This is a genomic window from Pseudomonas taetrolens, assembly GCF_900475285.1.
In the GTDB taxonomy this organism is placed as follows: domain Bacteria; phylum Pseudomonadota; class Gammaproteobacteria; order Pseudomonadales; family Pseudomonadaceae; genus Aquipseudomonas; species Aquipseudomonas taetrolens.
The window spans coordinates 4,298,087-4,323,677 of record NZ_LS483370.1 but is presented as its reverse complement, the minus strand read 5'-3'; the positions used below and the strand labels follow the sequence as shown (position 1 = coordinate 4,323,677).

At 59.6% G+C, this 25,591-nt stretch carries 21 protein-coding genes and 1 pseudogene; 7 read left to right on the top strand and 15 right to left on the bottom strand.

Features of this window, described 5'->3' with window-relative positions; translation table 11 throughout:
• Positions 1 to 150: 150 nt before the first annotated feature.
• Entirely contained in the window at positions 151 to 606 is a 456-nt protein-coding gene (locus DQN55_RS19935) for a hypothetical protein (protein ID WP_048382719.1), read from the bottom strand.
• Positions 607 to 930: 324 nt separating this feature from the next.
• Here DQN55_RS19935 and DQN55_RS19930 point away from each other — a divergent pair, with 324 nt between their 5' ends.
• Positions 931 to 2,997 (top strand): AsmA family protein, encoded by a 2,067-nt coding sequence (locus DQN55_RS19930; protein WP_048382718.1) that lies wholly within the window; start codon positions 931 to 933, stop codon positions 2,995 to 2,997.
• A 94-nt stretch (positions 2,998 to 3,091) separates the two neighbouring features.
• On the opposite strand, the gene DQN55_RS19925 is transcribed toward DQN55_RS19930, so the two are convergent.
• Positions 3,092 to 3,622, bottom strand: coding sequence for a ferritin-like domain-containing protein (locus DQN55_RS19925; protein WP_048382904.1), 531 nt, complete (start codon positions 3,620 to 3,622; stop codon positions 3,092 to 3,094).
• 120 nt (positions 3,623 to 3,742) lie between these two features.
• Positions 3,743 to 4,627, bottom strand: a complete 885-nt coding sequence (locus DQN55_RS19920; RefSeq protein ID WP_048382716.1) for a DMT family transporter — start codon at positions 4,625 to 4,627, stop codon at positions 3,743 to 3,745.
• 97 nt (positions 4,628 to 4,724) lie between these two features.
• Between DQN55_RS19920 and DQN55_RS19915 the strand changes: the two are divergent.
• The 3 genes and pseudogenes from DQN55_RS19915 (at position 4,725) to DQN55_RS19905 (ending at position 7,019) form a co-directional block, all read left to right on the top strand.
• Positions 4,725 to 5,509 (top strand): annotated as a pseudogene (locus DQN55_RS19915) (AraC family transcriptional regulator).
• Between the two features lie 90 nt (positions 5,510 to 5,599).
• A complete protein-coding gene (locus tag DQN55_RS19910) occupies positions 5,600 to 5,881 on the top strand; it encodes a PsiF family protein (RefSeq protein WP_048382714.1) in 282 nt (93 codons plus the stop codon).
• Between the two features lie 127 nt (positions 5,882 to 6,008).
• Complete coding sequence (locus DQN55_RS19905; protein ID WP_048382713.1) at positions 6,009 to 7,019, top strand: AI-2E family transporter; 1,011 nt, start codon at positions 6,009 to 6,011, stop codon at positions 7,017 to 7,019.
• Positions 7,020 to 7,130: 111 nt separating this feature from the next.
• Here the strand turns inward: DQN55_RS19905 and DQN55_RS19900 are convergent, their stop codons facing one another.
• A complete protein-coding gene (locus tag DQN55_RS19900; protein WP_048382712.1) occupies positions 7,131 to 8,396 on the bottom strand; it encodes an Hsp70 family protein in 1,266 nt (421 codons plus the stop codon).
• 296 nt (positions 8,397 to 8,692) lie between these two features.
• Here DQN55_RS19900 and cbpA point away from each other — a divergent pair, with 296 nt between their 5' ends.
• The 3 genes from cbpA to DQN55_RS19885 all read left to right on the top strand — a co-directional run bounded on the left by cbpA (position 8,693) and on the right by DQN55_RS19885 (position 15,306).
• Positions 8,693 to 9,604: a curved DNA-binding protein gene (cbpA, locus tag DQN55_RS19895; protein ID WP_048382711.1), complete on the top strand. Its 912-nt coding sequence runs from the start codon at positions 8,693 to 8,695 to the stop codon at positions 9,602 to 9,604.
• Between the two features lie 2 nt (positions 9,605 to 9,606).
• Positions 9,607 to 9,909 (top strand): chaperone modulator CbpM, encoded by a 303-nt coding sequence (locus DQN55_RS19890; protein WP_048382710.1) that lies wholly within the window; start codon positions 9,607 to 9,609, stop codon positions 9,907 to 9,909.
• Positions 9,910 to 10,098: 189 nt separating this feature from the next.
• On the top strand, positions 10,099 to 15,306 hold the full coding sequence (locus tag DQN55_RS19885) for an NEL-type E3 ubiquitin ligase domain-containing protein (RefSeq protein WP_053070939.1): 5,208 nt from the start codon (positions 10,099 to 10,101) through the stop codon (positions 15,304 to 15,306).
• Here DQN55_RS19885 and ureC read toward each other — a convergent pair.
• The 11 genes from ureC to urtA form a co-directional block, all read right to left on the bottom strand.
• A complete protein-coding gene (ureC, locus tag DQN55_RS19880; RefSeq protein ID WP_048382709.1) occupies positions 15,291 to 16,991 on the bottom strand; it encodes an urease subunit alpha in 1,701 nt (566 codons plus the stop codon). The two genes, DQN55_RS19885 and ureC, sit on opposite strands and share 16 nt — an antisense overlap.
• A 75-nt stretch (positions 16,992 to 17,066) precedes the next feature.
• Positions 17,067 to 17,375, bottom strand: coding sequence for an urease subunit beta (locus DQN55_RS19875; protein WP_048382708.1), 309 nt, complete (start codon positions 17,373 to 17,375; stop codon positions 17,067 to 17,069).
• Positions 17,372 to 17,905, bottom strand: a complete 534-nt coding sequence (locus tag DQN55_RS19870; protein WP_048382707.1) for a GNAT family N-acetyltransferase — start codon at positions 17,903 to 17,905, stop codon at positions 17,372 to 17,374. Before DQN55_RS19870 ends, DQN55_RS19875 begins: the two co-directional genes overlap by 4 nt.
• Positions 17,902 to 18,444 (bottom strand): GNAT family N-acetyltransferase, encoded by a 543-nt coding sequence (locus tag DQN55_RS19865; RefSeq protein ID WP_048382706.1) that lies wholly within the window; start codon positions 18,442 to 18,444, stop codon positions 17,902 to 17,904. Before DQN55_RS19865 ends, DQN55_RS19870 begins: the two co-directional genes overlap by 4 nt.
• A 9-nt stretch (positions 18,445 to 18,453) precedes the next feature.
• A complete protein-coding gene (gene ureA / locus DQN55_RS19860; protein WP_048382705.1) occupies positions 18,454 to 18,756 on the bottom strand; it encodes an urease subunit gamma in 303 nt (100 codons plus the stop codon).
• Between the two features lie 68 nt (positions 18,757 to 18,824).
• Positions 18,825 to 19,664: an urease accessory protein UreD gene (locus DQN55_RS19855; RefSeq protein ID WP_048382704.1), complete on the bottom strand. Its 840-nt coding sequence runs from the start codon at positions 19,662 to 19,664 to the stop codon at positions 18,825 to 18,827.
• 32 nt (positions 19,665 to 19,696) lie between these two features.
• A complete protein-coding gene (gene urtE, locus DQN55_RS19850; RefSeq protein ID WP_048382703.1) occupies positions 19,697 to 20,395 on the bottom strand; it encodes an urea ABC transporter ATP-binding subunit UrtE in 699 nt (232 codons plus the stop codon).
• Positions 20,396 to 20,536: 141 nt separating this feature from the next.
• Positions 20,537 to 21,385: an urea ABC transporter ATP-binding protein UrtD gene (gene urtD / locus DQN55_RS19845; RefSeq protein ID WP_048382702.1), complete on the bottom strand. Its 849-nt coding sequence runs from the start codon at positions 21,383 to 21,385 to the stop codon at positions 20,537 to 20,539.
• Positions 21,382 to 22,461, bottom strand: a complete 1,080-nt coding sequence (urtC, locus tag DQN55_RS19840) for an urea ABC transporter permease subunit UrtC (RefSeq protein ID WP_048382701.1) — start codon at positions 22,459 to 22,461, stop codon at positions 21,382 to 21,384. The genes urtD and urtC overlap by 4 nt, the downstream gene beginning before the upstream one ends.
• Positions 22,461 to 23,963, bottom strand: a complete 1,503-nt coding sequence (gene urtB / locus DQN55_RS19835; protein WP_048382700.1) for an urea ABC transporter permease subunit UrtB — start codon at positions 23,961 to 23,963, stop codon at positions 22,461 to 22,463. Before urtB ends, urtC begins: the two co-directional genes overlap by 1 nt.
• A gap of 117 nt (positions 23,964 to 24,080) precedes the next feature.
• A complete protein-coding gene (urtA, locus tag DQN55_RS19830) occupies positions 24,081 to 25,346 on the bottom strand; it encodes an urea ABC transporter substrate-binding protein (protein WP_048382699.1) in 1,266 nt (421 codons plus the stop codon).
• Between the last annotated feature and the right edge of the window lie 245 nt (positions 25,347 to 25,591).

Sequence of the window (25,591 nt, the reverse complement as noted above, 5' to 3'; positions counted from 1 at the left end):
AGCAAATCAGCTTTGATGACGTCGAACGGTGTGGTTGGCAATCCTGGTGAACCGATGCCGATAGCTGCGATGGGAGGTGTAGCAGTCCTGATGTTTTGAGGAGCCTGCTGCTCTTATCGCAACCTGACGGCAGCGGTTACCAGGAGAATGTCAGCTTGCACGTTGATTCCTTTCTGCCAGGCGTTCCGCGCCACCTTCGGCCACACGGTTCAACTGCTTCTGGGTGCGATCATAGCCGTCTTCAGCGACGCGATTTTGTTGATCCAGTGTGCGTTGTGCGCCGTCTTCAGCGACGCGGTTTTGTTGATTCAGCGTGCGTTGTGCGCCGTCTTCAGCGACACGGTTTTGTTGATCCAGCGTGCGTTGTGCGCCGTCTTCAGCGACACGGTTTTGTTGATCCAGCGTGCGTTGTGCGCCGTCTTCAGCGACACGGTTTTGTTGATCCAGCGTGCGTTGTGCGCCATCTTCGGCCACCGGGTTGAGAGGCTGGGTCAGGGTGCTTGAGGCCGGTTGTGCCATCGGGGTCGGTTCTTCGTCAGCAGGCTGGGCGAAGGCGTTAATCGCAAACAGCGAAAGGGTCAGGCCAAGCAATAAGGGGCGTTTCATGGTGTCGGTGCTCCGTAGCAGTGCAAACAGTGGGTGTGGAGGCAATGCTACGCTTGGAAATCCGATATCAAAGTTCATCAGGACAATGGTAATAATCAACAGAATTGATTGTGCAGGCTTAAGCTCTCTAGCCCGAGGCTTTGGTGGAGGTCTTGGCGACAGTGACAGGCCTGTCAGCGGGCTTCACGACCGATGCCGGGAACCCCGCAGGTTGGTTTTTTTCTGCGAGTGCGGCACCTGGGTTAAACCTTGAGTCGTGTTTGTCAGTCGTACTTTTATCAGCGTCGCTAATAGGACGTTCAGCAGTCATGAAGGAGCCGTAAGATGACGCGCACCCGTAAAACCCTTGCCTGGATTGGCGGTATTTTGGTGCTGCTGGTGGCGGTGCTGGTAGTGCTCCTCGCTACCTTCGACTGGAACCGCATCAAGCCGACCATCAACAGCAAAGTCTCCGAGATACTCCATCGTCCGTTTGCCATCAACGGCAACCTGGCCGTGCGCTGGCAACGAGAGGAGGACGAGGGTGGCTGGCGGGCATGGGTGCCGTGGCCGCACGTCATTGCTGAAGACTTGAGCCTGGGCAATCCCGAGTGGTCGAAAGCACCGCAGATGGCCAGCCTGGAAAAGGTCGAACTGCGCTTGTCGCCGCTGGCCCTGCTGACCGAAACCGTGGCCATTCCGCGTATTGACCTGACTCGGCCCAGCGCCAGTCTGGAGCGTCTGGCGGATGGTCGCGCCAACTGGACGTTCACCTTTGACCCCAAAGACCCGGATGCACAACCCTCCAGCTGGAAGGTGGATATAGGTGCGATTGGTTTCGACAAGGGGCACGTGACGTTAAATGACCAAACGCTTAAAACCCGGCTGGATGTGTTGATAGACCCGCTGGGCAAACCTATCCCCTTCAATGAAATCGTCGGTGAGGCTGCAGCAAAAAAGGCTCAGGAAAAAGGCGCCCGGGCGCAGGACTATGCGTTCGCCTTGAAGGTGAAGGGCCAGTACCACGGCCAGAAACTCAATGGCACCGGCAAAATTGGCGGCCTGCTGGCCTTGCAAGACGCGGACAAACCGTTCCCGTTGCAGGCCGAGGTGAGCATTGCCGACACCCGGGTCGCGCTGGCCGGGACCTTGACCGATCCGCTCAACCTGGGGGCGCTGGATCTGCGCCTGAAATTGTCCGGCAACAGCCTGAGCAATCTGTATCCGTTGACCGGCGTGACACTGCCGGATTCGCCGCCTTATGCCACCGATGGTCACTTGATTGCCAAGCTGCATGAGCCCGGCGGTGCGGCGTTCACCTATGAAAACTTCAACGGCAAGATTGGCGACAGCGACATTCATGGCAGCCTCAACTATGTCGCCACTCAGCCGCGTCCCAAGTTGAGCGGGGCGCTGGTGTCCAATCAGTTGCTGATGACTGACCTGGGGCCCTTGATCGGAGCAGACTCCAACACCGAGCAAAAGGCCCGGGGTGGTGCAAGTAAACAACCGGCGGGTAAAGTGTTGCCGGTCGAAGAGTTCCGCACCGAGCGTTGGCGCGAAATGGATGCCGATGTCGAATTCACCGGCAAACGCATTGTGCACAGCGCAGATCTTCCTTTCACCGACCTCTACACGCACTTGGTGCTCGAGGATGGTGTGCTCAGCCTTGAGCCGCTGCGTTTCGGGGTGGCAGGTGGCAAGCTGGATGCGCAAATTCGCCTGAACGGTCGGGGTACGCCATTAACGGGGCGGGCCAAGCTGACGGCGCGCAAGTTCAAACTCAAGCAGTTGTTCCCGGCATTTGAGCCGATGAAGACCAGCTTCGGTGAGCTGAATGGCGATGCTGCCCTCACGGGCACCGGTAACTCGGTAGCCAGGCTGCTGGCCACCGCCAATGGTGACCTGAAGATGATCATCAATGACGGGGCTATCAGCCGCAGTCTGATGGAAATTGCCGGACTGAACGTCGGCAACTACGTGGTGAGCAAGATCTTTGGCGATGAAGAAGTGAAGATCAACTGCGCGGCCGCAGACTTCGGGATCAAAAACGGGTTGGCCAGTCCCCGGCTGTTCGTGTTTGATACCGAAAACGCGATTATCTATATCGACGGTACGGTTAACCTCGCCACCGAACAGCTCGACTTGCAAATCACGCCTGAATCCAAGGGGCTGCGCCTGTTTTCATTGCGCTCGCCATTGTACGTGCGTGGCACCTTTGCCAACCCGTCGGCAGGTGTTCAAGCGGTGCCGCTGCTGTTGCGTGGCGCAGGGATGGTCGCGCTGGGTGTGATCGCCGGCCCGGCTGCCGGCTTGCTTGCTCTGATCGCCCCCAGCGGGGGGGAGCCCAACGAGTGCGCTCCGCTGCTGCAGCAAATGCAGCAGGGTAAAGTACCGAAAACCGTGAAGTAAGGGCCTGAACTTGCGCGGTCGGGCCTGACGATCGCAGGCCCAAAAAAGCCCGCCCTCATTCTCATGTGGGCGGGCTTTTTAATGGCCGGGGCGATTACAGGTCTTGCAGAATATCCGCCATGTCGTCGGCGTGTTCTTCCTCTTGGGCGAGGATGTCTTCCAGAATCCGGCGGGTAGTCGGATCCTTGTCGCCGATGTACTGGATCATTTCACGGTAGCTGTCGATGGCAATGCGCTCGGCAACCAGGTCTTCATAGACCATTTCTTTTAGCGTATTGCCGGCCACGTATTGCGCATGGGCATTTTTGGACAGCAGGTCGGGGTTGAATTCCGGCTCGCCTCCCAGTTGCACGATGCGTTCGGCCAGTTTGTCAGCGTGTTCCATTTCCTGAGTCGCATGCTCCAGAAACTCCGCTGCCGCCACGCTGGCTTTCAGGCCGGTGGCCATGAAATGGTGGCGCTTGTAGCGCAAGACACAGACCCATTCCGTTGCCAGTGACTCATTGAGCAAACGCAGGATTTCTTCGCGGTCGGCGCTGTAGCCTTCAGTCACGGCACCGTCTTCAACGTTCTTGCGAGCGCGTTCGCGAAGGGTCTGTTTATCCGATAAATGCATCTGGGTCATTTCATTCTCCTCACTCATCCGGTTGCCGCCTGGCTCTGTTGGCAAGGTCGGTTCGTTAGTTGTGAGTCTTGAGCGCAGAGAAAGTTTTATCGGATTTCGCCCGGCGCTGCGCCTGGCTGTTTACGCCGTCTTGGGCTTGCCCAGCGGTGTGGTCCAGCGCTCCGAAAGGATGACCCCGGCCAGGGTCAGTGCGCCGCCGATCAGGTGATAAGCGTGCAGCTGCTCGTTCAGTACCACGGTCGCAATCAGCGCGGTGAGTAGCGGCAACAGATTGAAAAACAGCGTGGTCCGGCTCGGCCCCAGCAGGGCAATGGCTTTCATCCACGCCAGCGGGGCGAGCATCGACGCCAGCACGCAGGCATACAGCACCAGCCCGATGTTGTGTACCGAGGGGCCGATCTTGGGTGAAAGCAGGTACAGCGGAAACAGCACCACAATCGCTACCAGCACTTGCAGGTACAGCATCTGCAAGGGAGGGAGCCGCAGCTGCCATTTCTTCAGCAGCGTGCTGTAAATCGCATAGGCCAGGGTGGCGATCAGCATCATCGCGTCGCCCTGGTTCAGGCCTTGCTCGAACAAAAGGCCGAGGCTGCCACTGGAAACCACTACCAGCACACCGACAAACGACAGCATGGCGCCGAACAAGGCGCCGGCGGTCAGGCGCTGGCCCAGGCTGATGATGGACATGGCCAGCACCATCAACGGCATCAGTGACAGGATGATGCCCATGTTAGTGGCTGAGGTACGGGCGGCAGCGTAGTAGGCCAGGCTTTGATAAACCGCCATGCCGAGTACGCCAAGGATGAAAATCTTGCCCAGGTTGGGGCGGATGATTGACCAGTTGGCAATGATCGGCTTGAGCATGAACGGCGTTAACAGCAGGCCGGCCAGCAGCCAGCGATAAAAGCCGATCTCGGACGGGAAGATCGCCCCCACGGCCATTTTGGTGATCACGTTGTTGCCGGCCCAGATAAAAATGGCCAGCAGCGGGAAAGCGTATTGCATCAGTCACAACCACACGATGAATGAGCGGGGATTATCCGCTTGTCTGTCTGCAGGCCTATACTTCAATCCAGCCAATCTTTGTTTAGATCCAGACAGCATGCGCAAGAACCTGATCAGCGTTCCTGAATTCGATGGCTTACCGGCCCCGGTCTATTTCCGTTACGCCGAAATTGCGGCCGACAGCCATGCCGCGCCACACGTGCATGCCTGGGGTTCGCTGGACTACGTGGCCCACGGGGTCATGCGGTTCGAGATCCAGGGCCAGCGCTTCATGTCGCCCCCGCAATATGCGGTCTGGGTTCCCCCCATACCGTGCACAGTGCCTATAACGCGCAGGCGATTGTGTACCGCTCGGTGTATCTGGACACCCAGCACTGTCAGCACCTGCCGACCCGGCCGGTCACTTTGGCCATCAGTGACATCCTCAAGGCCATACTCAGTGACTTCGCCCGGCGCGATATCAATATCCCCCAAAGCGAGGCGGATATTCGTCTGGCGCAAGTGCTCGTCGATCAATTGCGTCAGGCCCCCGAGCATCAGTGCTACCTACCGTATGCGCATCATCCCGGGCTGCTGCTGGTGCTGGAGGCGTTGCAACACCATCCAGGCGATAACCGGCCGCTGGGGCAGTGGGCTGATCAGGTGCATGTCAGCGAGCGAACACTGGCGCGTTTGTTTGTGCGTGAGCTGGGCATGAGCTTCGGCGAGTGGCGTCAGCGCCTGCGCTTTCTGGTCGCGATAGAGGCTCTGGAGTCCGGGCGCAGCGTGCAGGATGTCGGCTTCGACATGGGATACAGCTCGTCATCGGCATTCATCGCGATGTTTCAGCGTCAGGCTGGGTGTACACCCGAGCAATACCGACGTCAGGTTCAGCATCTTTAAAACGCGCGGACGGGCTGTAGGTGTAACAGAGTTTGTCTACAATGCCGATAAGTCCGCTGCCACTCGGTGCGGCAATAAGGAGAAAACTCCATGAAGATGCTGCGCGTTCCTCTGTTGATGATGGGTTTGCTGTTGTGTTCCCAAGGATTTGCGGCCACTGCCCAACAAAACAAAATGACCACCTGCAACGCCGAGGCCGGCGCCAAAACCCTCAAGGGTGATGAGCGCAAAGCCTTCATGAGTACCTGCCTCAAAGCCAAACCGGCCACGCAACAAGAAAAAATGAAAACCTGCAACGCCACCGCGGGCACCCAGGCCCTCAAAGGCGATGAGCGCAAAGCATTCATGAGCGAGTGCCTGAAGAAGAAATAACCTCCCTGAGCCTGTAGCCGCGGGCAGCAGGCTTCGGCTACAGGCCAGATGCCGTTACAAATTCTAGTGATCCCCGGCGAAGGCTGGCAGACTGCCGGTCCATTCGCGCTGCCTGGTCTGAGGCTGTATGCCATCGTTTTCTCAACGTCACATCATTCTGGCCAGTTACATCATCATTGCTGGCGGCCTGTTACTGGTTTTTCCGTTACGTTTGTTGCCGAGCCTTCTGGCCGGTTTACTGGTTTTCGAACTGGTCAACATGCTCACCCCGCAATTGCAGCGGCTGATTGCCGGGCGGCGTGCGCGCTGGCTGGCCGTGGCGCTGCTCGGCACGCTAGTGGTCAGCGTATTGGCGCTGCTCTTTGCCGGTGCAATCAGCTTTTTACTGCATGAAGCAGAAAATCCCGGCGCCTCACTGAACAAATTCATGGTCGTGGTCGACAGGGCGCGCGGGCAATTGCCGCCGTTTATCGATGCGTATCTACCCGCCAGTGCGGCCGAGTTTCGCGTGGCCATCGGCGCATGGATGAACAAACACCTGAGCGACTTGCAACTGGTGGGCAAAGACGCAGCGCACATGTTTGTGACCTTGCTGATCGGCATGGTGCTGGGCGCCATCATTGCCTTGCAACGCATTCCGGATGTGAGCCGACGCAAGCCGTTGTCCGCGGCGCTGTTCGAGCGCTTGCACCTGTTGGTGCAGGCGTTTCGCAATATTGTGTTTGCGCAGATCAAGATCGCGTTGTTGAACACCGTATTTACCGGGGTGTTCCTGGCGCTGATTCTGCCGATGTTCGGCGTGCACCTGCCACTGACCAAAACCTTGATCGTGCTGACATTCCTGCTGGGCCTGCTGCCGGTGATCGGCAACCTGATCTCCAACACCCTGATCACCATTGTCGGGTTGTCGCTGTCGATCTGGGTCGCAGTGGGAGCATTGGGCTACCTGATCGTTATCCACAAGCTGGAATACTTCCTCAACGCCAAAATCGTCGGCGGGCAGATCAGCGCAAAATCGTGGGAATTACTGTTGGCGATGCTGGTATTCGAGGCAGCCTTCGGCCTCCCGGGGGTGGTGGCGGGTCCGATTTACTATGCGTATTTGAAAAGTGAGCTGAAGCAGGCGGGGTTGGTCTGAACCCGTAGCCGCTGCCGCAGGCTGCGATAGGGGCGGCAGGACCGTCGCCTTTTAAAGGCAGGGTCACTGCACAACCCATCGCAGCCTGCGGCAGCGGCTACGAGAGCGCTGTTAGCCGTAACGCTTTTTGGCTTCGATTGCCAGACCGCTGCCGATGCTGCCAAAGATGTTGCCTTCAACGTGGCGAGCGTTGGGCAGCATGGCCGAGACGCTCTGGCGCAAGGCCGGGATGCCGCTCGAACCGCCGGTGAAGAACACCGTGTCGACCTGCTCGACACCTACGCCGGCACCGACCAGCAAATTCGTCACGCTGTTGCGGATGCGCTCCAGCTGGTTGTCGATCGACGCTTCGAACAGTGCCCGGCTCAACTCTACGCTCAGACCGGCTTCAACCCGATCCAGCGGTACATGGCGGCTGTCGCTTTGGGTCAGTTCGATTTTGGTTTCTTCGATTTCCATGGCCAGCCAGTGACCGGCACGTTGCTCGATCAGCTTGAACAGGCGGTCGATGCCTCCGGTGTCTTCGATGTCGTAACGCATGCTGCCCAGGGCCAGCTGGGACTTTTGCGAGTACACCGAGTTGATGGTGTGCCAGGTCGCCAGGTTCATGTGGTGGCTGGTGGGCATATAGGCACCGCTTTTCATGCGGCTGCCGTAACCGAACAGGGGCATGACGCCTTGCAGGCTCAACTGCTTGTCGAAGTCGGTCCCGCCCACGTGCACGCCGCCAGTGGCCAGGATGTCGTCCTGGCGGTGGTCCATGCCACGGCGCTCCGGGGACAGGCGCACCAGCGAGAAGTCGGATGTACCACCGCCGATGTCGACAATCAGTACCAGCTCTTCACGTTCGATGGTCGACTCATAATCGAAGGCCGCGGCGATCGGTTCATACTGGAACGACACTTCCTTGAAGCCGATTTTGCGCGCCACGTCGATCAAGGTGTTTTCGGCTTCCTGGTCGGCGAGGGGATCGTCATCCACGAAATACACCGGGCGACCCAGAACCACTTCTTCAAAGTCACGACCGGCGGTAGCTTCGGCACGCTGTTTGAGCTGACCGATAAACAGGCCTAGCAGGTCCTTGAACGGCATTGCGGTGCCGAGCACGCTGGTGTCGTGCTTGATCAGCTTGGAGCCCAGCAGGCTTTTCAGCGAGCGCATCAGCCGGCCTTCGTAGCCTTCCAGATACTCATGCAGCGCCAGACGGCCATACACCGGACGGCGTTCTTCGATATTGAAGAACACCACTGAGGGCAGGGTGATTTTGTCGTCCTCCAGTGCAATGAGCGTTTCCACGCCTGGGCGTAGCCAGCCGACAGTGGAGTTGGACGTGCCAAAGTCGATACCGCAGGCACGTGCTGGAGAGGCGCTTTTCATGTCGTTTGTGTTCCGGTTAAAAAACGGCCGCGCAGTGTATGCCAGACCGCCGCAGAATCGAAGGGCGACTATTCGTTAAATCGCAGGTTTTAATCCCCTTGAAAGACTATCCTTCACCCCCAACCTTCCAGACATTGGCTTGGTAGTTGGCTGGCGAAAAGCCTGTAGGCTGCCGATAAACTTTTGCAGCACAGTTCAGTCAGACGATTGAGAGCGATCAATCGACAGACCGGGCACCCCGAGCATCCTGGGTGAGCAAGAACTGCGCGATATTGATAACGGATGGTGATCCTTACATGGACTTCAAAGACTATTACAAGATCCTGGGTGTCGAGCCCACGGCCGACGATAAGGCGATCAAGGCCGCCTATCGCAAGCTCGCGCGCAAGTATCACCCGGATGTCAGCAAGGAAAAGGACGCCGAGAGCAAGTTCAAGGATGTCAACGAGGCCTATGAGGCCCTTAAAAGTGTCGAAAAACGCGCGGAATACGATGAACTGCGTAAGTACGGCCAGCATGGCCAGCCGTTCCAGGGGCCACCAGGCTGGCAGGGTCACGCCGGTGCGGGCTTTGAAGACTCGGGCGATTTTTCAGACTTTTTCAGCTCGATCTTCGGTTCGCGCAGCAGCGGTTTTGGTGGCCAGTCAGGTCGCAGTGCGGGTCGTCGTGGACAGGACGTAGAAATGGAATTGCCGATTTTTCTTGAAGAAACCCTGTCCGGCGAGTCGAAACAGATCAGCTTCCAGATCGCAGGTGTCAACAAGACACTGAACGTGAAGATCCCGGCCGGTGTGGAAGACGGCGAGCGCATCCGTCTCAAAGGCCAGGGCGGTCCGGGCGTGGGCGGCGGGGGGAATGGTGATTTGTACCTGATCATTCGCTTTGCCCCGCACCCGATGTTCGATGTTGAAGGTCACGACCTGATCATCACGGTTCCGCTGGCGCCGTGGGAAGCGGCGCTGGGCACCAAAGTGGCAGTGCCGACCCTGACCAGCAAGATCAACCTGACCATTCGTCCGGACAGCCAGAGCGGTCAGCGTTTGCGGATCAAAGGCCATGGCCTGACAGACAAGCAAGGCCAGCGCGGTGATTTGTACGCCCAATTGAAAGTGGTGATGCCCAAGCACACCGACGAGGCTACCAAAGTCCTGTGGCAAGACCTCGCCGAAAAAGCGGCATTCGACCCGAGAGCCCAATGGAGTAACTGATCATGAGCAGCACCCTGATCGTTCAGCTGGACATGGAAAGGTTCTGCGAGGAGGCCAATATCCCGGCCACCTACGTGATAGAGATTGTCGAACACGGAATTATCGAGCCTCAGGGCCGCACGCCGGACGTGTGGCGTTTTGAAGATTACGAGCTGATGATTGCAAGGCGTGCAGCCAAGCTGCGTGATGATTTGAAGATGGAGTGGGAAGGTGTCGCCCTGGCACTGGAACTGCTCGAAGAGTTGCAGCAACTGCGGGCCGAAAATCAGCGGCTCAAACAGCAGTTGGGGCGCTTCGTCGAATAGCTTGACCCCGGCCCCCGCGAGTTTGCGATGACCATGCGTTGATTCGTCCGAATCAACGCATGGCGACCCTCGTGAGCCCGCTGCATGCGGCATGATTGCACTGGCCTGACCAGGCACTATCTATATACCCCTTTAGCCCAAGGCCTCCTCGATAAGCTGATGACCCCATCATTTATCAAGGACTGAACGATGCCCGAGGCTACGACTTACCCCGCTTTAATCCCCATTGAACACGGACGCCACTACGACCTCATCCAGAGCGCCATCCCCCCGTATATGGTCGAGGCTGCGCCAGAGCGACGTGCCGCGCTGACGGCAATCCGCCCGCAGATTCCCGACTGGTATGCACGCGCATCAACGGCACAAAAAGACACGCTCAAGACGCTGAACCAGACCTGCGGCCAGGCACTGAACAAGCTGGACAGTTACCTGAGCAAAATCCCGGAGCTGAACGCCTTTGCGCAACCCTTGCTCGAGCAGGCGCTGGAAAGTGCCGGGTACAGGCTCCCGGTCAACGAGGTCTTTGTCCGGCTCTACGCACCGACGGTCGACGCGTTTGGTGTCGGTTCAGGCGGGTTCAGTGTCAAAAGCATGTCATTGCTTCAGGCAGCGTTGCACAACTTCGAACAACCCGAAACCGAGGCCGGCTACTTTGGCGAGAATTCGGGATTCATTACCCGACCGGACGAATTCGGGCGCTTCGAGCCGTACCAGACCTCACTCACACTCGATGTGTTCACCTCGTTGTGCCGAACGCTGGATATCGGTCACCAGTACCAGCAGGAACTCGGCACCTGGCTCGACCCTGAAAGTGTGCTGTCCCGGGAAGTCCTGCGCCACCGCTACATCAGCCACCGGCAAGCGTTGCTCAAGGTCGATGCGCAAACAGCTTTGCTCAAGGGCGATATCGACATCGCCACTCATGCCCTGATGATGCGGGTGGTGGACGGTGAGCGTCAGATCAAGCTGGGCGAGCAACAACTCTGGTATCGCTATCCTTGTGTGATGGGGCTATCGCTCAAGGGCTGTGTGGTCTTCGAACTCAGTGTCGAGGGTCACTACGCGGGGGCAATGGTGGTCTGGATCCCGGGCGATCCCGAGCACCCGCTCAAGCGCTACGCGAGCTTTTCCGATTTCCGCGACGAAATGCTGCGCAAGCTGATGACCCGTTCCACGTCATTGAGGCAAGTCGGCCTTACGCCTTATCAGTTGTTTCTGAGCCGGTTCATTCAACAAAAGGACCGTCCCTATTACTACAGGCGCCTGACCATGCTGGTGACGGATGCGCCGGAGCACCCCTGGTGGCTGGGCTGGGCCCTGTCACTAAGACCGGTGCTGTTATTGCCCCAGCCCGAATACCACACGCGGCGGGTCCAGGCAGACGACCCCGGGATCAACCTTGAAATTTGTACCATGAGCGAGGATCGGGTGTGGTTCGACGTCGAAATATGGGGCAAGTTGTTCGATGACATGCGCAGCACTCTGTTCAACAATGCCCGTCACATGGCCCTGTCCACGGCGGACACCGATGCCGCCAACCGCTCTGCACGGCTTTCGCACTACCTGAATATCGGCTTGTTTGCAGTCAACCTGGTGGCAATGGCGGTGCCGCCACTGGGTGATGTGATGTTGACGGTGATGGCCGGGCAACTGCTGTACGAAACCATTGAAGGCTGTATCGAATGGAGCGACGGCGACCGGGAGGCGGCCTGGGGGCACATCGGCGATGTCCTGGAAAACCTGGCGATGCTGGCGGCGGGCGCTGCGGTGGTGCGCGGTGTGTCGCCAGTGATCGAGCAGCTCAAGCGAGTGGCATTGCCGGGTGGTGAGCAACGGTTATGGAAGCCGGACCTTGAAAGCTATGAACACCCGATCACCCTGGCGCCTCAATCAGTGCCCAATGAGATCGGTCTGCACACGCACAACAATCGTGAAGTGCTGGTGCATGAAGGCAAGCACTACGTACTCAGGCAAGATCCGGCCTCCGGGCAATATCGTGCGTTGCATCCCCGCCGCGTGGAGGCTTATGAGCCCGAGTTCCGGCACAACGGCCACGGCGTGTGGGTGCATGAAGGGGAGCAGCCCAAGTTGTGGCCGCGTCGTACCCTGATGCGCCGGCTGGGTGCATCGGTCGTGGGGATGAGCGACAGCGAACTCGAGCAGGTGCTGCAGGTCAGCGGCGTTCATGAAGACGATTTGCGTCGCATGTATGTCGAGAACGAGCCGACCCCCGTACTTCTGGCCGACAGCATTTGGCAATTCAAGGCGTATGCCAAAGCCAAAACCGTGGTCGCCGAGGTCAGGGCAGGGCGTCTCTCCAGTGAACTGTGCGGCTATTCCGCAGCCTTTACCCCGGAGCTGGCGGGCTGGCCTGCGAGCAAGGCCATCGAGGTTTTCGACTTGCCGGCACCTTCACTACCGGGTGCTCGATTCGGCAATGCACAAGCGTCCGGCAACGACATTATCCACATCAACCGGGCACAACTGATGAACGGCGAGTTACCGGGACGTGTTGTGGACGCACTGACTCAGCAACAACTCGAAGACCTGCTGGGTGAGCGTGTGCCTTTTCAGCGTGATGAACGCCTTGAACTGTTCAAAGAGCACCTGAGCGCGCTGATGGAAAAAAATATCCAGCGTGTGTTTGACAGCCTTTCTGAAGGCGTCATGCCGGCCAACGACCCGTTGCGTACCTCGATGGAGTGGCTGAAGCGCGTGTTTCCGAAACTGCCCACATCGATTGCACGCCGGCTGGCGACGGATGCCAGCGCCAGCGAACTTGAACTGCTTGACAGCGGCAAAGGCCCCGAACGGCTGATGCAATCAGCCCGTATTCTGCAGCGTGAGGCGCAGCTGTTTTCTGCTTATCGGGGGCTGTACATGGACAGCCTGGTCACAGTAGACACCGAAGCCCTGGCTCTGAACTCCCTCGAAACCTTGCCGGGTTGGGAGGACGATCTGCGTATTGAAGTGCGCAACGATCACTTTAGTGGTGAGCTGAGGGCCAGTTTTGGCCCCCTGAATGCGGGGGATCGCAAGGTGCTGGTGCGTATCGGGGATGGTCAATACCTGGCGCAGGATGCACAGGGTCAGGCGTTGCATGGCGCTGATGACCTGTATCGCAGCCTGCAGCATGCTTTGCCGGACCGGTATAGGGCATTGGTAAAGTTACCCCACGTGGGTCAGGGGTCGGCGTTGCAACGGAGCATTCAACAACACGCGTTACCCCGGGAGCGCCTGCGGCCCCTACTGAACATCCGGGCCGAGAGCCGGCCGTTTTTCCTGCCCCCCGAGCGGTTACCCGATGGCCGGCTGGGGTACCCGCTCAGTGGCCGGCGGGCCACCGGTACCTACGGTCCGCAAGAGATGCTCAGGTCCCGGTATGAGCGGCTTTATCCTTACGCCAGCGCGGATGAGATATCTGATGCATTAAGCTCATTCGGGATCACTGCATCGGCCAGGATCAAGGCACTTGAAGATGATTTCACCCAGTTGGGCATGACCCTCAACCGATGGATTTCATCCCCTGTCGATGGTGTGCCTTTGCGGGGCGGTCCGACGGACACCCAGATTCCGGTATTGCGGGCCAGGCATTACATCAGCGATCGGCTCAAGCAGGTGTGGCGTCGGGCCGGTCCGATGAATCTGGATCGTGCCGGGCGGTATATTGGCCAGACGCTGCAAATCGAAGGCGAAGGCATGGGCCCCGTGCTGGAAAGCCTGCCACCGTTGACGGCAGATTTCTCTCATGTCACCCGGGTCGAGTTGTCGCAAACGGGGGCCACGGATGCCATTGACCGCTTTCTTTCCAGTTTCCCGAAATTGCAATCGCTGGATCTCAGTGCCAATCGACTGACTCGCTTTCCGGCGGCCATCACACGGATGCCGCAACTGGAAGTGCTTGATCTGATGGTGAACAACATCACGCTAACCCCTGAGTCCGTCGAGCAGCTAAAGGGCATGACCCGCATGGTGATGCTGGGGCTGGATGATTCACCACTCGGGATGTCGCCCGATTTGAGCCGCATGCCCCGGCTCAGGGCTATTTCGCTCAACAATTGCGGGCTTGACGCTTGGCCAACCGGGCTTTTTGCTCATCCCCGACCCCGCGACTTTTTACTGTTGCTCGAAGATAACCCACTGACCCGGATCCCCGATGTGGCACCGGGTTCTGACAAGGCTCGCTTGCTGGGGCGAACCAGCATCAGCGCGCAACGGGTTTCGGATGAGGTGAACGAAAAAATAAACCTGTATCGCGAATCAGTAGGGGTCGACCCTGCCCGCCAAAGAGCACGGGGCCTGGCTAACGACAGCCGGCACTGGGTCGAAGGACTGTCCGCCGAAGAGGCTGCTTCCAGGCAAGCGTTGTGGAACCGTGTTGAGTTCGCGGCAGGTTCGGAACCGTTTTTCGAGGTCCTCAGCGACCAGGCGGAACACATGAGGTATCGCTCCGGTTCCGTGAGCTTCAATGCCGACATGAAAGCCAAGGTCTGGCGCATGCTGACAGCCATGGACGAAAGCCCGGACCTTCGAGACAAACTCTTCGAGATGGCTCAGGCGCCTTTTACCTGCATTGATGCCGGCGCACAGCTCTTCAATGCGATGGGGGTCGAGGTGATGTGGTACGAGGCTTACCAGGCGCCGAAGGCGTGGCTGGTCAAGCTCGAAGTACTCGACCTCGCCAAAGGCAAGGCCCGGCTCGATCAGTTGGGGCGCATTGCCCGGGCACGGGTGCATGAGCTGGAAGCCTTGGGCCGCAAGCACCCCGAGTACAAATACAACTCGGGCGATACTCCCCGGCGTGTCGATCACTACGATGCCAATGGTGTGCTGTTGCAAGACATCGATGAAGTGGAAATCTACCTGACCTACACCACTCATCTGGCCCAGCGGCTGGATTTGCCGTGGCAGTCTCCCAGCATGATGTTTGCTGAACCCGAAGTGACACCGGCGATGCTGGAGAGCGCCTATGAGCAAGTGCTGGCGCTGGAGCAAGGTGAGGGCCTGCGCAATCAATTGCTCGATCAGCCGCGCTGGGTCGAATTCCTTGAAGGCGCCCACCGTTCGGATTTCGACAGGCTAAAAGCCAAGCTGGAGGCGTTGACCGATCTGCAGACCGCGCAACAGGCCTGGGTTGAAGGCGTGGCGTTGTCCGAGGTGCAGAAAGTCGGGTTGCGTCGGCAGATTGAACAGGCAGGTGCAGTACTGGGCGAGCCCCTCAGTGCACTGCCCCTCGGTCGGGTCATGACCGATGCCGAGTATGCGGCCGGTGTCCGTCAGATTGATGACGAGCACAAGCAGCTACTGACGACATTGACGGATGCAACGCTGAGCGGGGACTGGTCTCAGTTCCCCGACCACTCACTGTCCGGCGAGCGCTATCAAAACAGGAAGTAACGTTGCGCCATCGGCAGTACATCGGCCGGCTCGCACCACAGCAAAATGCCATCGGCCTTGACCTGGTAGGTCTGCGGGTCGACGTCGATCACCGGCAAGTAGCTGTTGTGGATCAGGTCGGTTTTTTGCACGTCACGACAGCCTTTGACCACCGCGATTTGCTTTTTCAAACCGAGGGTATCAGGCACTCCGGCATCCGCGGCGGCCTGGCTGATGAACGTCAGGCAGGTGGCGTGGCGCGATCCGCCATAGCTGGCGAACATGGGGCGATAGTGAACCGGCTGGGGGGTCGGAATGGACGCATTGGCGTCCCCCATCAGGCTGGCGGCAATCGCCCCGCCCTTGAGAATCAGCGTCGGCTTGACCCCGAAAAACGCCGGGCGCCACAGCACCAGATCGGCCCATTTACCCACCTCGATCGAGCCCACTTCGTGGCTTACACCGTGGGTAATGGCCGGGTTGATGGTGTATTTGGCAATGTAGCGCCTGGCGCGGAAGTTGTCGTTGCCCGGGCTGTCTTCGGGCAGCGGGCCACGCTGTTTCTTCATTTTGTCGGCGGTTTGCCACGTACGGGTAATGACTTCACCCACGCGGCCCATTGCCTGGCTGTCGGAGCTGATCATCGAAAAAGCGCCCAGATCGTGCAGGATGTCTTCGGCGGCAATGGTTTCGCGGCGAATGCGGCTCTCAGCGAAGGCCACGTCTTCGGCAATGCTGGGGTCAAGGTGGTGACAGACCATCAACATGTCGAGGTGTTCGTCGATGGTATTGCGGGTAAAGGGCCGGGTCGGGTTGGTCGAACTCGGCAGTACGTTGGCCAGGCCGCAGGCCTTGATGATGTCCGGCGCATGCCCGCCACCGGCACCTTCGGTGTGATAGGTGTGGATGGTGCGGCCTTTGAAGGCGGCTAGGGTGGTTTCGACAAAACCCGACTCGTTCAGGGTGTCGCTGTGAATCGCCACTTGTACGTCATACCGGTCGGCAACGCTCAGGCAGTTGTCGATGGAGGCCGGGGTGGTGCCCCAGTCTTCATGCAGCTTGAGGCCGATGGCCCCGGCCTCGACCTGTTCGATCAGCGGTTGAGGCAGGCTGGCGTTGCCTTTACCGGTGAATCCCATGTTCATCGGGAACGCATCGGCGGCCTGCAGCATGCGCGCTATATGCCACGGGCCGGAGGTGCAGGTGGTGGCATTGGTGCCTGTTGCCGGGCCGGTACCACCACCAATCATGGTGGTTACGCCGCTCATCAGTGCTTCTTCGATCTGCTGCGGGCAGATGAAATGAATATGGGTGTCGATCCCGCCTGCGGTCAGGATCATGCCTTCGCCGGCAATAACCTCGGTGCTGGCGCCGATGGCGATGGTCACGTTGGGCTGGATATCCGGGTTGCCGGCTTTGCCGATGGCATGAATCCGCCCGTTTTTAAGCCCCACATCCGCTTTGACAATCCCCCAGTGATCGACGATCAGTGCGTTGGTAATCAACGTGTCGACGACTTCGCTGGCGAGCAACTGGCTTTGGCCCATGCCATCGCGAATCACCTTGCCGCCACCAAATTTCACTTCTTCACCATAGGTGGTGAAGTCCTGTTCGACTTCGATCCACAGTTCGGTATCGGCCAGCCGCACCTTGTCACCCACAGTGGGGCCGAACATATCGGCGTAAGCCTGGCGAGAAATCTTCATCGTTTATTCCCAAAAATTAATTCGATCCAGCCCGCAGTGATCTCATCGTGAGCACGCTCGCGATTCGTGTCGGGGTCAGTCCAGGTTGCCCATTATTCGCCCGGCAAAACCAAACACACGACGCAGTCCGGCCAGTTCCACCAGCTCCACTTCGCGTGTCTGCCCCGGCTCGAAGCGCACGGCTGTCCCTGCCGGGATATTCAGGCGCATGCCGCGGCTGGCGGCCCGCTCAAAACTCAGCGCATCGTTGGTCTCGAAAAAGTGATAGTGCGAGCCGACCTGGATCGGCCGGTCGCCCCGGTTGGACACGCTGAGGCTGAGGGTGCGGCGGCCGACATTGAGCTCGATGTCACCGGACTCGATCCGGTATTCGCCAGGAATCATTGCGGCTCACCCAGGGTTTTGTAGTAGATGGCCGTGGGGCTGTAATGGCCGTTCGGGCTACGGCAATAGTTGGGCAGTTCACCAACGCGGGTATAACCCAGCGCACTGTAGAAGTTCTCGGCCGGTGAGCCGGCCTCGGTATCCAGGTGCAATAACCCGCGCTTTTGCTGGCGGGCTCCCTGTTCAAGGGCGTGGATCAGCACCTGCCCCAGGCCGCGACGTCGCACCTCGTTGAGCACCAGCAGTTTTTGCACCTCAGCACGGTTCAGGCCGTTGCGCTTCTGGCACAGGGCCAACTGCACACTGGCCAGCACGCGCTGATCTTCGACCAAGACCCACAACAGCAAGCTGCCTTGTTCCAGCTGGGCGTGAACCTCATTGAAGTAGCTGCTGGCCTGAGGGAAATCCAGATCGTCCATGAAACCGACCGAAGCACCGTGACGAACCGCATCGATCAGCAACGTAATCAAGTCGTCGCGATACTGCGCAAACGTCTGGGCCGTGACTTGCAGCACGTGTTCGGTATTCATTGCACGTCATCCAGGTGAGCGGCGCGAGGCAAGGCGCCGGGGTTGAGCATCAATTGCATGAAGGTGAGGTCGAGCCAGCGGCCAAACTTGATCCCGACTTGCGGCATGCGCCCGCTGGTGACGAAGCCGAGCTGGCGATGGACATGGATCGACGCGGCGTTACCGCTTTCAATGGCGGCCACCATCACATGCTTGTCGCAGGCTCTGGCACGTTTGATCAGTTCCACCAGCAACAGTGGGCCGAGGCGCTTGCCGCGCTGTTCGGGATGAATGTAGACCGAGTGCTCCACGGTGTGGCGGAAGCCTTCAAACGGTCGCCAGTCACCAAACGATGCGTAACCCAGCGGGGTGTCGGCGGTATCGACGATCACCAGAATCGGGTAGCCCTGGGCCTGGCGGGCATCAAACCACTGCTGGCGGTTCTCCAGGTCGACGGTCTGCTCGTTCCAGATGGCCAGGGTATTGAGTACCGCATCGTTGTAGATGTCGCGAATCGCCGGCAGGTCGCTCGGGACAGCATCACGAATGATGTAAGACATGGTGCAGCCTCAGGCGATGGGTTGATGGACAGTGACCAGCTTGGTGCCATCCGGGAAGGTGGCTTCGATCTGGATGTCGGGGATCATTTCCGGGATACCTTCCATGACCTGCTCGCGGGTGAGCAGGGTGGTGCCGTAATGCATCAGGTCGGCGACGGTGCGGCCATCACGGGCACCTTCGAGCAAGGCGGCCGAAATATAGGCGATGGTTTCCGGATAGTTGAGAATCACGCCGCGTGCCAATCGCCGTTCGGCCAGCAGGCCGGCAGTGAAGATCAGCATCTTGTCTTTTTCGCGTGGTGTCAGGTCCATGATGGGTCCGTATTCAAATCAGAAAAAATAGAGTGCGAAGGGCGGGCGGCTGATGCCTGCGCCGTGCTTCAGGTGCTCCAGATTCTTGGCGCCAACGCCGCTCGGCCCAGTAGCGCCGGTCGCAGCAAATGCCACAGGTCAATCAGCCAGCCCCGTGCCTGCAAGGCCTCGGCGGCCAGGCAACGCGCCACCAGCAGGCCCGGCAATTGGGTCAGATCACCTCGTACCGGGTTGGGCAACGAGCGGCAGGTCTCAAGCAATTCGGGGTTGATGTCACCGGTCACCAGCAACGTGGCAAATACCGGGTGGCCATCCAGGCCTATAGGCGAGTGCAACAGGCCATCGCCGCCCACAATGCGCTGGCGCTCATGCCAGAGCAACCGGCCGTCGCGACGAATATCCAGCTGTGATTGAAAGTGCCCGAGGTCGAAGTGTTCATCGCTGGCTTGTCGGCCCAGCGCCACCATGTCCCAGTAAAACAGCCGCGCATCGCCTTCCAGTTCAATGCGGGTACTGAGTTCGGCCCGGGCTGCGCTGAAGACGATGGTTTCTTGTGGCAGCCATTCGAGCGTCGCGCCGGCAGCCACCTTGAGCTCGACTGTTTGATAGGCTGGCCCGGCGGCGCGGTACCACTTTGCGGCGCCGGGGCTGGTCAGTTGCGCCCAGGCCCCGGGGCCGACGCTGGCGCGAATATTCAGCCGGTCACCGCCGGCGATCCCTCCCGGGGGGTGGACGATGATGTGCTGGCACACCTGCGGGCCTTCGGCGTACAGGTGCTTTTGCACCCGCAGCGGACCGGCATGGCGGCGAAGCGTCGGGCGCGTGCTCTCACCAAAGCGGCCATAGCCCAGTTCCAGCTCGGCATCCCAGCTGGGGGTGAACAACGCGGTGTTGGCCGGCAGGTTCATAGGTAGGACTTTTCACTTATCAGGGCCACAGATTAAATCGTCACCAGCCCGCGTACACCCTCTGTTTGCATATTTTCTCCACGGCCTTGCTGCACGATCTCCCCCCGGGACATCACCAGGTACTGATCGGCCAGCTCTTCGGCAAAATCGTAGAACTGCTCCACCAGCAAGATCGCCATGTCGCCCCGGGCGGCGAGCATTTTGATCACGGCGCCAATCTCCTTGATCACCGAGGGTTGAATACCTTCGGTGGGCTCGTCGAGGATCAGCAAGCGAGGCCGGCTGGCCAGTGCGCGGCCAATCGCCAGTTGTTGTTGCTGGCCACCGGACAAGTCGCCACCGCGTCGGTGTTTCATTTGCAGCAACACCGGGAACAGCTCATAGATGAACGCGGGCACCTCCCGAGCTTCGGCCCCCGGGAAGCGCGACAGGCCCATGAGCAGGTTTTCTTCAACCGTCAGGCGTCCGAAAATCTCCCGGCCCTGGGGCACATAAGCGATCCCGGCGTGCACGCGCTGATGAGGTTTAAGCGAGGTGATGACCTGACCCGCCCATTGCACTTCGCCTTCTTTGACCGGCAGCAAACCCATCAGGCACTTGAGCAGCGTGGTTTTGCCCACGCCATTGCGCCCGAGCAGGCACGTGACTTCACCCACGCTGACCTCAAATGACAGGCCGCGAAGAATGTGGCTACCGCCATAGAACTGATGCAGATTTTTGACGTGAAGCATGGTTGGTTTCCTTATGGCCTATGGGCTTCTCGAAGGTGTCCGGACGTAGCCTCGTTGCACTCGTCAACTGCTACGGACGGCCTGCAGCAGCGGTCGAGCGGAGCGAGGCCGCGTTCGGCTGCGGAGCAGTCGTAGAGATCATCAGCGGCCCAGATAAACCTCGATCACCCGCTCATCTGCCTGCACCTGTTCCAGCGACCCTTCGGCCAGTACGCTGCCTTGATGCAGCACGGTGACGTGGTCGGCGATGGCGCCGACGAAGCCCATGTCATGCTCCACCACCATCAGCGAGTGCTTGCCCGCCAGGCGTTTGAACAGTTCGGCGGTGAACTCGGTTTCAGCGTCGGTCATGCCCGCGACCGGTTCGTCCAGCAGCAACAGCTGCGGGTCTTGCACCAGCAGCATGCCGATTTCCAAAAACTGTTTTTGCCCGTGGGACAACAACCCGGCCGGTCGCTGTGCCGACGGGGTCAGGCGGAGGGTGTCGAGCACCTCGCCGATGCGGTCGGTCTGTTCGCCGGTCAGCCTTGCGCGCAGGCTGGCCCACACCGACTTATCGGTCTTTTGGGCCAGCTCCAGGTTTTCAAACACGCTCAGGGCCTCGAACACTGTGGGCTTTTGAAACTTGCGGCCGATCCCGGCCTGGGCGATCTGCACTTCGCTCATCTGCCTCAGGTCGAAGGTTTCGCCAAACCACGCTTGACCTTCAGTGGGGCGGGTCTTGCCGGTGATCACGTCCATCATCGTGGTCTTGCCGGCCCCGTTGGGGCCAATGATGCAGCGCAACTCACCCACGCCGATGTACAGGTTGAGGTTGTTCAACGCCTTGAAGCCGTCAAAGCTGACGCTGATGTCTTCCAGGGTCAGGATCGTGCCATGGCGGGTATTGAGGCCTAGCCCGGCGCTTTGGTCCAGGCCGATGGCGTCGCGGCTGCTGCCTGCATCCATGACCGGTTCGAGCATGAATTCAGCGGTCGGTGTGATTCTCATTGGTCGCCCCTTTTTTTCAGCAGGCCGATCACGCCCTTGGGCAGGTACAGGGTCACGATGATGAACAGCGCCCCAAGGAAGAACAGCCAGTATTCGGGGAAGGCCACGGTAAACCAGCTCTTCATGCCATTGACCAGGCCTGCGCCGAGCAAGGGCCCGATCAAGGTGCCGCGTCCGCCCAGGGCCACCCATACGGCGGCTTCAATGGAGTTGGTGGGCGACATTTCACCCGGGTTGATGATTCCCACTTGCGGCACGTACAACGCTCCGGCCAAGCCACACAGCACGGCACTCAACACCCACACAAACAGCTTGAAGCCCCGCGGGTCGTAACCGCAGAACATCAGGCGGTTTTCGGCATCACGCAGCGCGGTGAGCACCCGGCCGAATTTGCTGCGCGCCAGTCGCCAGCCCAGAAACAGACTGCTTACCAGCAACAGCACGGTGGCTAAAAACAACACGGCGCGGGTCCCGGGTTCAGTGATGCCGAACCCCAAAATGCTGCGGAAGTGGGTGAAGCCGTTGTTGCCGCCGAAGCCGGTTTCGTTACGAAAAAACAGCAACATCCCGGCGAAGGTCAGGGCCTGAGTCATGATCGAGAAGTACACGCCCTTGATCCGCGAACGAAAGGCGAAAAAGCCGAACACCAGCGCCAGCATGCCCGGCGCCAGCACCACCAGACACATTGCCCACCAGAAGTGCTCGGTCCCGATCCAATACCAGGGCAGTTCAGTCCACGACAAAAAGGTCATGAAGGCGGGCAACTCATCACCTGCGGCCTGACGCATCAGGTACATGCCCATCGCATAGCCACCCAAGGCAAAGAACAGGCCGTGCCCCAGCGACAACAGCCCGGCATAACCCCAGACCAGGTCCAGGGCCAGAGCGACAATGGCGTAGCACAGGATTTTGCCCACCAGCGTCAACGTGTAGGCCGAGACCTGAAACGGGCTGTCGGCGGGCAGCAGCGACAGCAGCGGCATGGCCAGCAGTACCAGCAGTATCAGGCCGCCCGCCAGCGCGGTGAGTCTGGGCCCGGCCTTTTGTGTCGCTGTCATCATCAAGGGTTGGTTCATCAGTCGATCACCCGTCCTTTCAGCGCGAAGAGACCTTGCGGGCGTTTCTGAATGAACAGAATGATCAGCCCCAGGATAAGGATTTTGCCGAGCACGGCGCCCATCTGCGGCTCCAGGATCTTGTTTGCAATCCCTAGGCCGAAGGCTGCATAGACCGTGCCCGCGAGCTGACCGACGCCGCCGAGCACGACCACCAGGAAGGAATCAATGATGTAACCCTGGCCCAGGTCCGGGCCGACGTTGCCGATCTGACTCAACGCCACGCCGCCCAGCCCGGCAATGCCCGAACCGAGACCAAAGGCGAGCATGTCCACCCGCCCGGTAGGCACACCACAGCACGCGGCCATGTTGCGGTTTTGGGTCACGGCCCGCACGTTAAGGCCCAACCGGGTTTTATTCAGCAGCAACCAGGTCAGCACTACGACGGCCAGGGCGAAGACGACGATGACCAGGCGGTTGTAGGGCAGGACCAGATTTGGCAGTACGTGCAGGCCCCCCGAGAGCCAGGCCGGGTTGGCAACTTCGACGTTCTGCGCCCCAAACAGCAAGCGCACCAACTGGATCAACATCAGGCTGATGCCCCATGTAGCGAGCAAGGTTTCCAGTGGTCGGCCATAGAGGTGACGAATGATCGTGCGCTCCAGCAGCATGCCGACGCCGGCGGTGACGAAGAACGCCACGGGCAGGGCGAGCAAGGGATAGAACTCGATGGCCCCGGGCGTATAGCGCTGAAACAGCAACTGCACGCCGTAAGTGGCGTAGGCACCGAGCATCAGCATCTCGCCATGGGCCATGTTGATCACGCCGAGCAGGCCGAAGGTGATGGCCAGCCCGAGGGCCGCCAGCAATAGAATCGACCCCAGGGATACGCCGCTGAAGGCTTGACCCAGCACATCGCCGATCAGCAGTTTGCGCTCGACTTGCGCCAGGCTGGTTTCGGCAGCGGTACGCACGGCGGCATCGGTTTCGATACCCGGCTGCAACAGGTTTTCAAGGCGGGTCCGGGCCAGCGGCTCGCCGGTTTCCCCGAGCAGGCGCACGGCGGCCAGGCGTACTGCGGGGTTGCTGTCCACCAGCTGCAGATTGGCCAGTGCCAGGCTCAGGGCGCTCTGAACATCGCTGTCGGTTTCGCTGGCCAGTTGTTGTTCGAGAAAGCTGAGTTGCGCCGGTCGGGCAGACTTTTGCAGTTGCTGCGCCGCAGTCAGGCGCAGTGCCGGGTCGGCGGCGAGCAGTTGATGGCTGGCCAGCGCGGTCTCGATCAAACCGCGCAAGCGGTTGTTCAGACGCACCATCCGGGTTTCACCGTTGAGGGCAATCCGGCCTTGTTGCAGGCTGTTGATCAGCTCGACACGGGCCGGTTCGGGCCGGGCAGCCCAACCCTCCAGTAATTTGGCCTGTTGGGTACTGTTCGCGGCGGTGAAGTCGCTGGCGTCATCGGCCGTGGCCGCCAAGGGCAGGAACAGTAGCAACGCGAAGATAAAGCGGTAAAGGGCAGTGGGCATCGTCATGGCCTTACAGAGTCTGCAGGAGCGCGCTTGCTCGCGATGCAGGCGCCGCGGTTTATCAGAAACCGTCGAGATGCGAGCAAGCGCGCCTGCAGAGGGGGCGATCTATCGGTCTTAGTTACCCTTCACCGCGTAGTCCGGCTTTTTGTCGTTGCCAGGAATGTACGGGCTCCACGGTTGAGCCCGGACCGGGCCTTCGGTTTGCCAGACCACACTGAACTGACCGTCAGGCTGGATCTCGCCGATCATCACCGGCTTGTGCAAGTGATGGTTGGTCTTGTCCATGGTCAGGGTGTAGCCCGATGGCGCGGCGAAGCTCTGTCCGGCCAGGGCTTCACGGACTTTATCCACATCGGTGGACTTGGCCTTTTCAGCCGCCTGCGCCCACATGTGGATGCCCACGTAGGTGGCTTCCATCGGGTCGTTGGTCACGGCCTTGTCCGCCCCCGGCAGATTTTTGGCCTTGGCATAGGCTTTCCAGTTAGCCACGAACGCTTGGTTGACCGGGTTCTCGACCGACTGGAAGTAGTTCCAGGCCGCCAGGTTGCCCACCAGCGGCTTGGTGTCGATGCCACGCAGTTCTTCTTCACCCACCGAGAAGGCAATGACCGGCACGTCGGTCGCCTTGAGTCCCTGATTGGCCAGTTCCTTATAGAACGGCACATTGGAGTCGCCGTTGACGGTGGAGATCACGGCTGTTTTGCCACCGGCCGAGAACTTTTTGATGTTGGACACGATGGTCTGGTAATCGCTGTGACCAAACGGGGTGTAGACCTCTTCGATGTCTTTGTCGGCGACACCTTTGGCATGCAGGAAGGCGCGCAGGATTTTGTTGGTGGTGCGCGGGTACACATAGTCGGTGCCCAGCAAGACGAAGCGTGTGGCACTGCCGCCGTCTTCGCTCATCAAGTATTCAACGGCCGGGATCGCTTGCTGGTTAGGCGCAGCACCGGTGTAGAACACGTTGGGCGACATTTCTTCGCCTTCGTATTGCACCGGGTAGAACAGCAATCCGTTGAGTTCTTCAAACACCGGCAGCACCGACTTGCGCGACACCGAAGTCCAGCAACCGAACACCACCGCGACCTTGTCCTGGGTCAGCAACTGACGTCCCTTTTCGGCGAAGAGCGGCCAGTTGGACGCGGGGTCGACCACGACGGCTTCCAGCATTTTGCCGTTGACCCCGCCTTTGGCATTGATCTCGTCGATGGTCATCAATGCCATGTCTTTCAGCGAGGTTTCGGAGATCGCCATGGTCCCCGACAGCGAATGCAAGATACCGACCTTGATGGTCTCTGCAGCCTGAAGGGTCCAGGACATGCCCATCGCGGCGATGAAAGCGGAGAGGGTGAAAGCCTTGATCAAGCTACGACGCTTCATGGTGCGAGCTCCAGGTGTCTGATTTTTTTAGTCGGCAGATACGAACGCTGAAGGTCTTTAGCAAAGGCTGTGCCGTTTCGGTGCGGCGGCTCTGGATTGGGGCTTTACGAGGATTTGTAACGCGGGCGCGCACCAGCCCGGTGCCGTCCGGCGCACGCCGTGGGCGCAGATGTTCTGCTTTGGTGCTTGAGCCCCCGCGCCTTAACTATGTAGCACCCGAAGGCGAGTGGCAGAACGCAGGATGG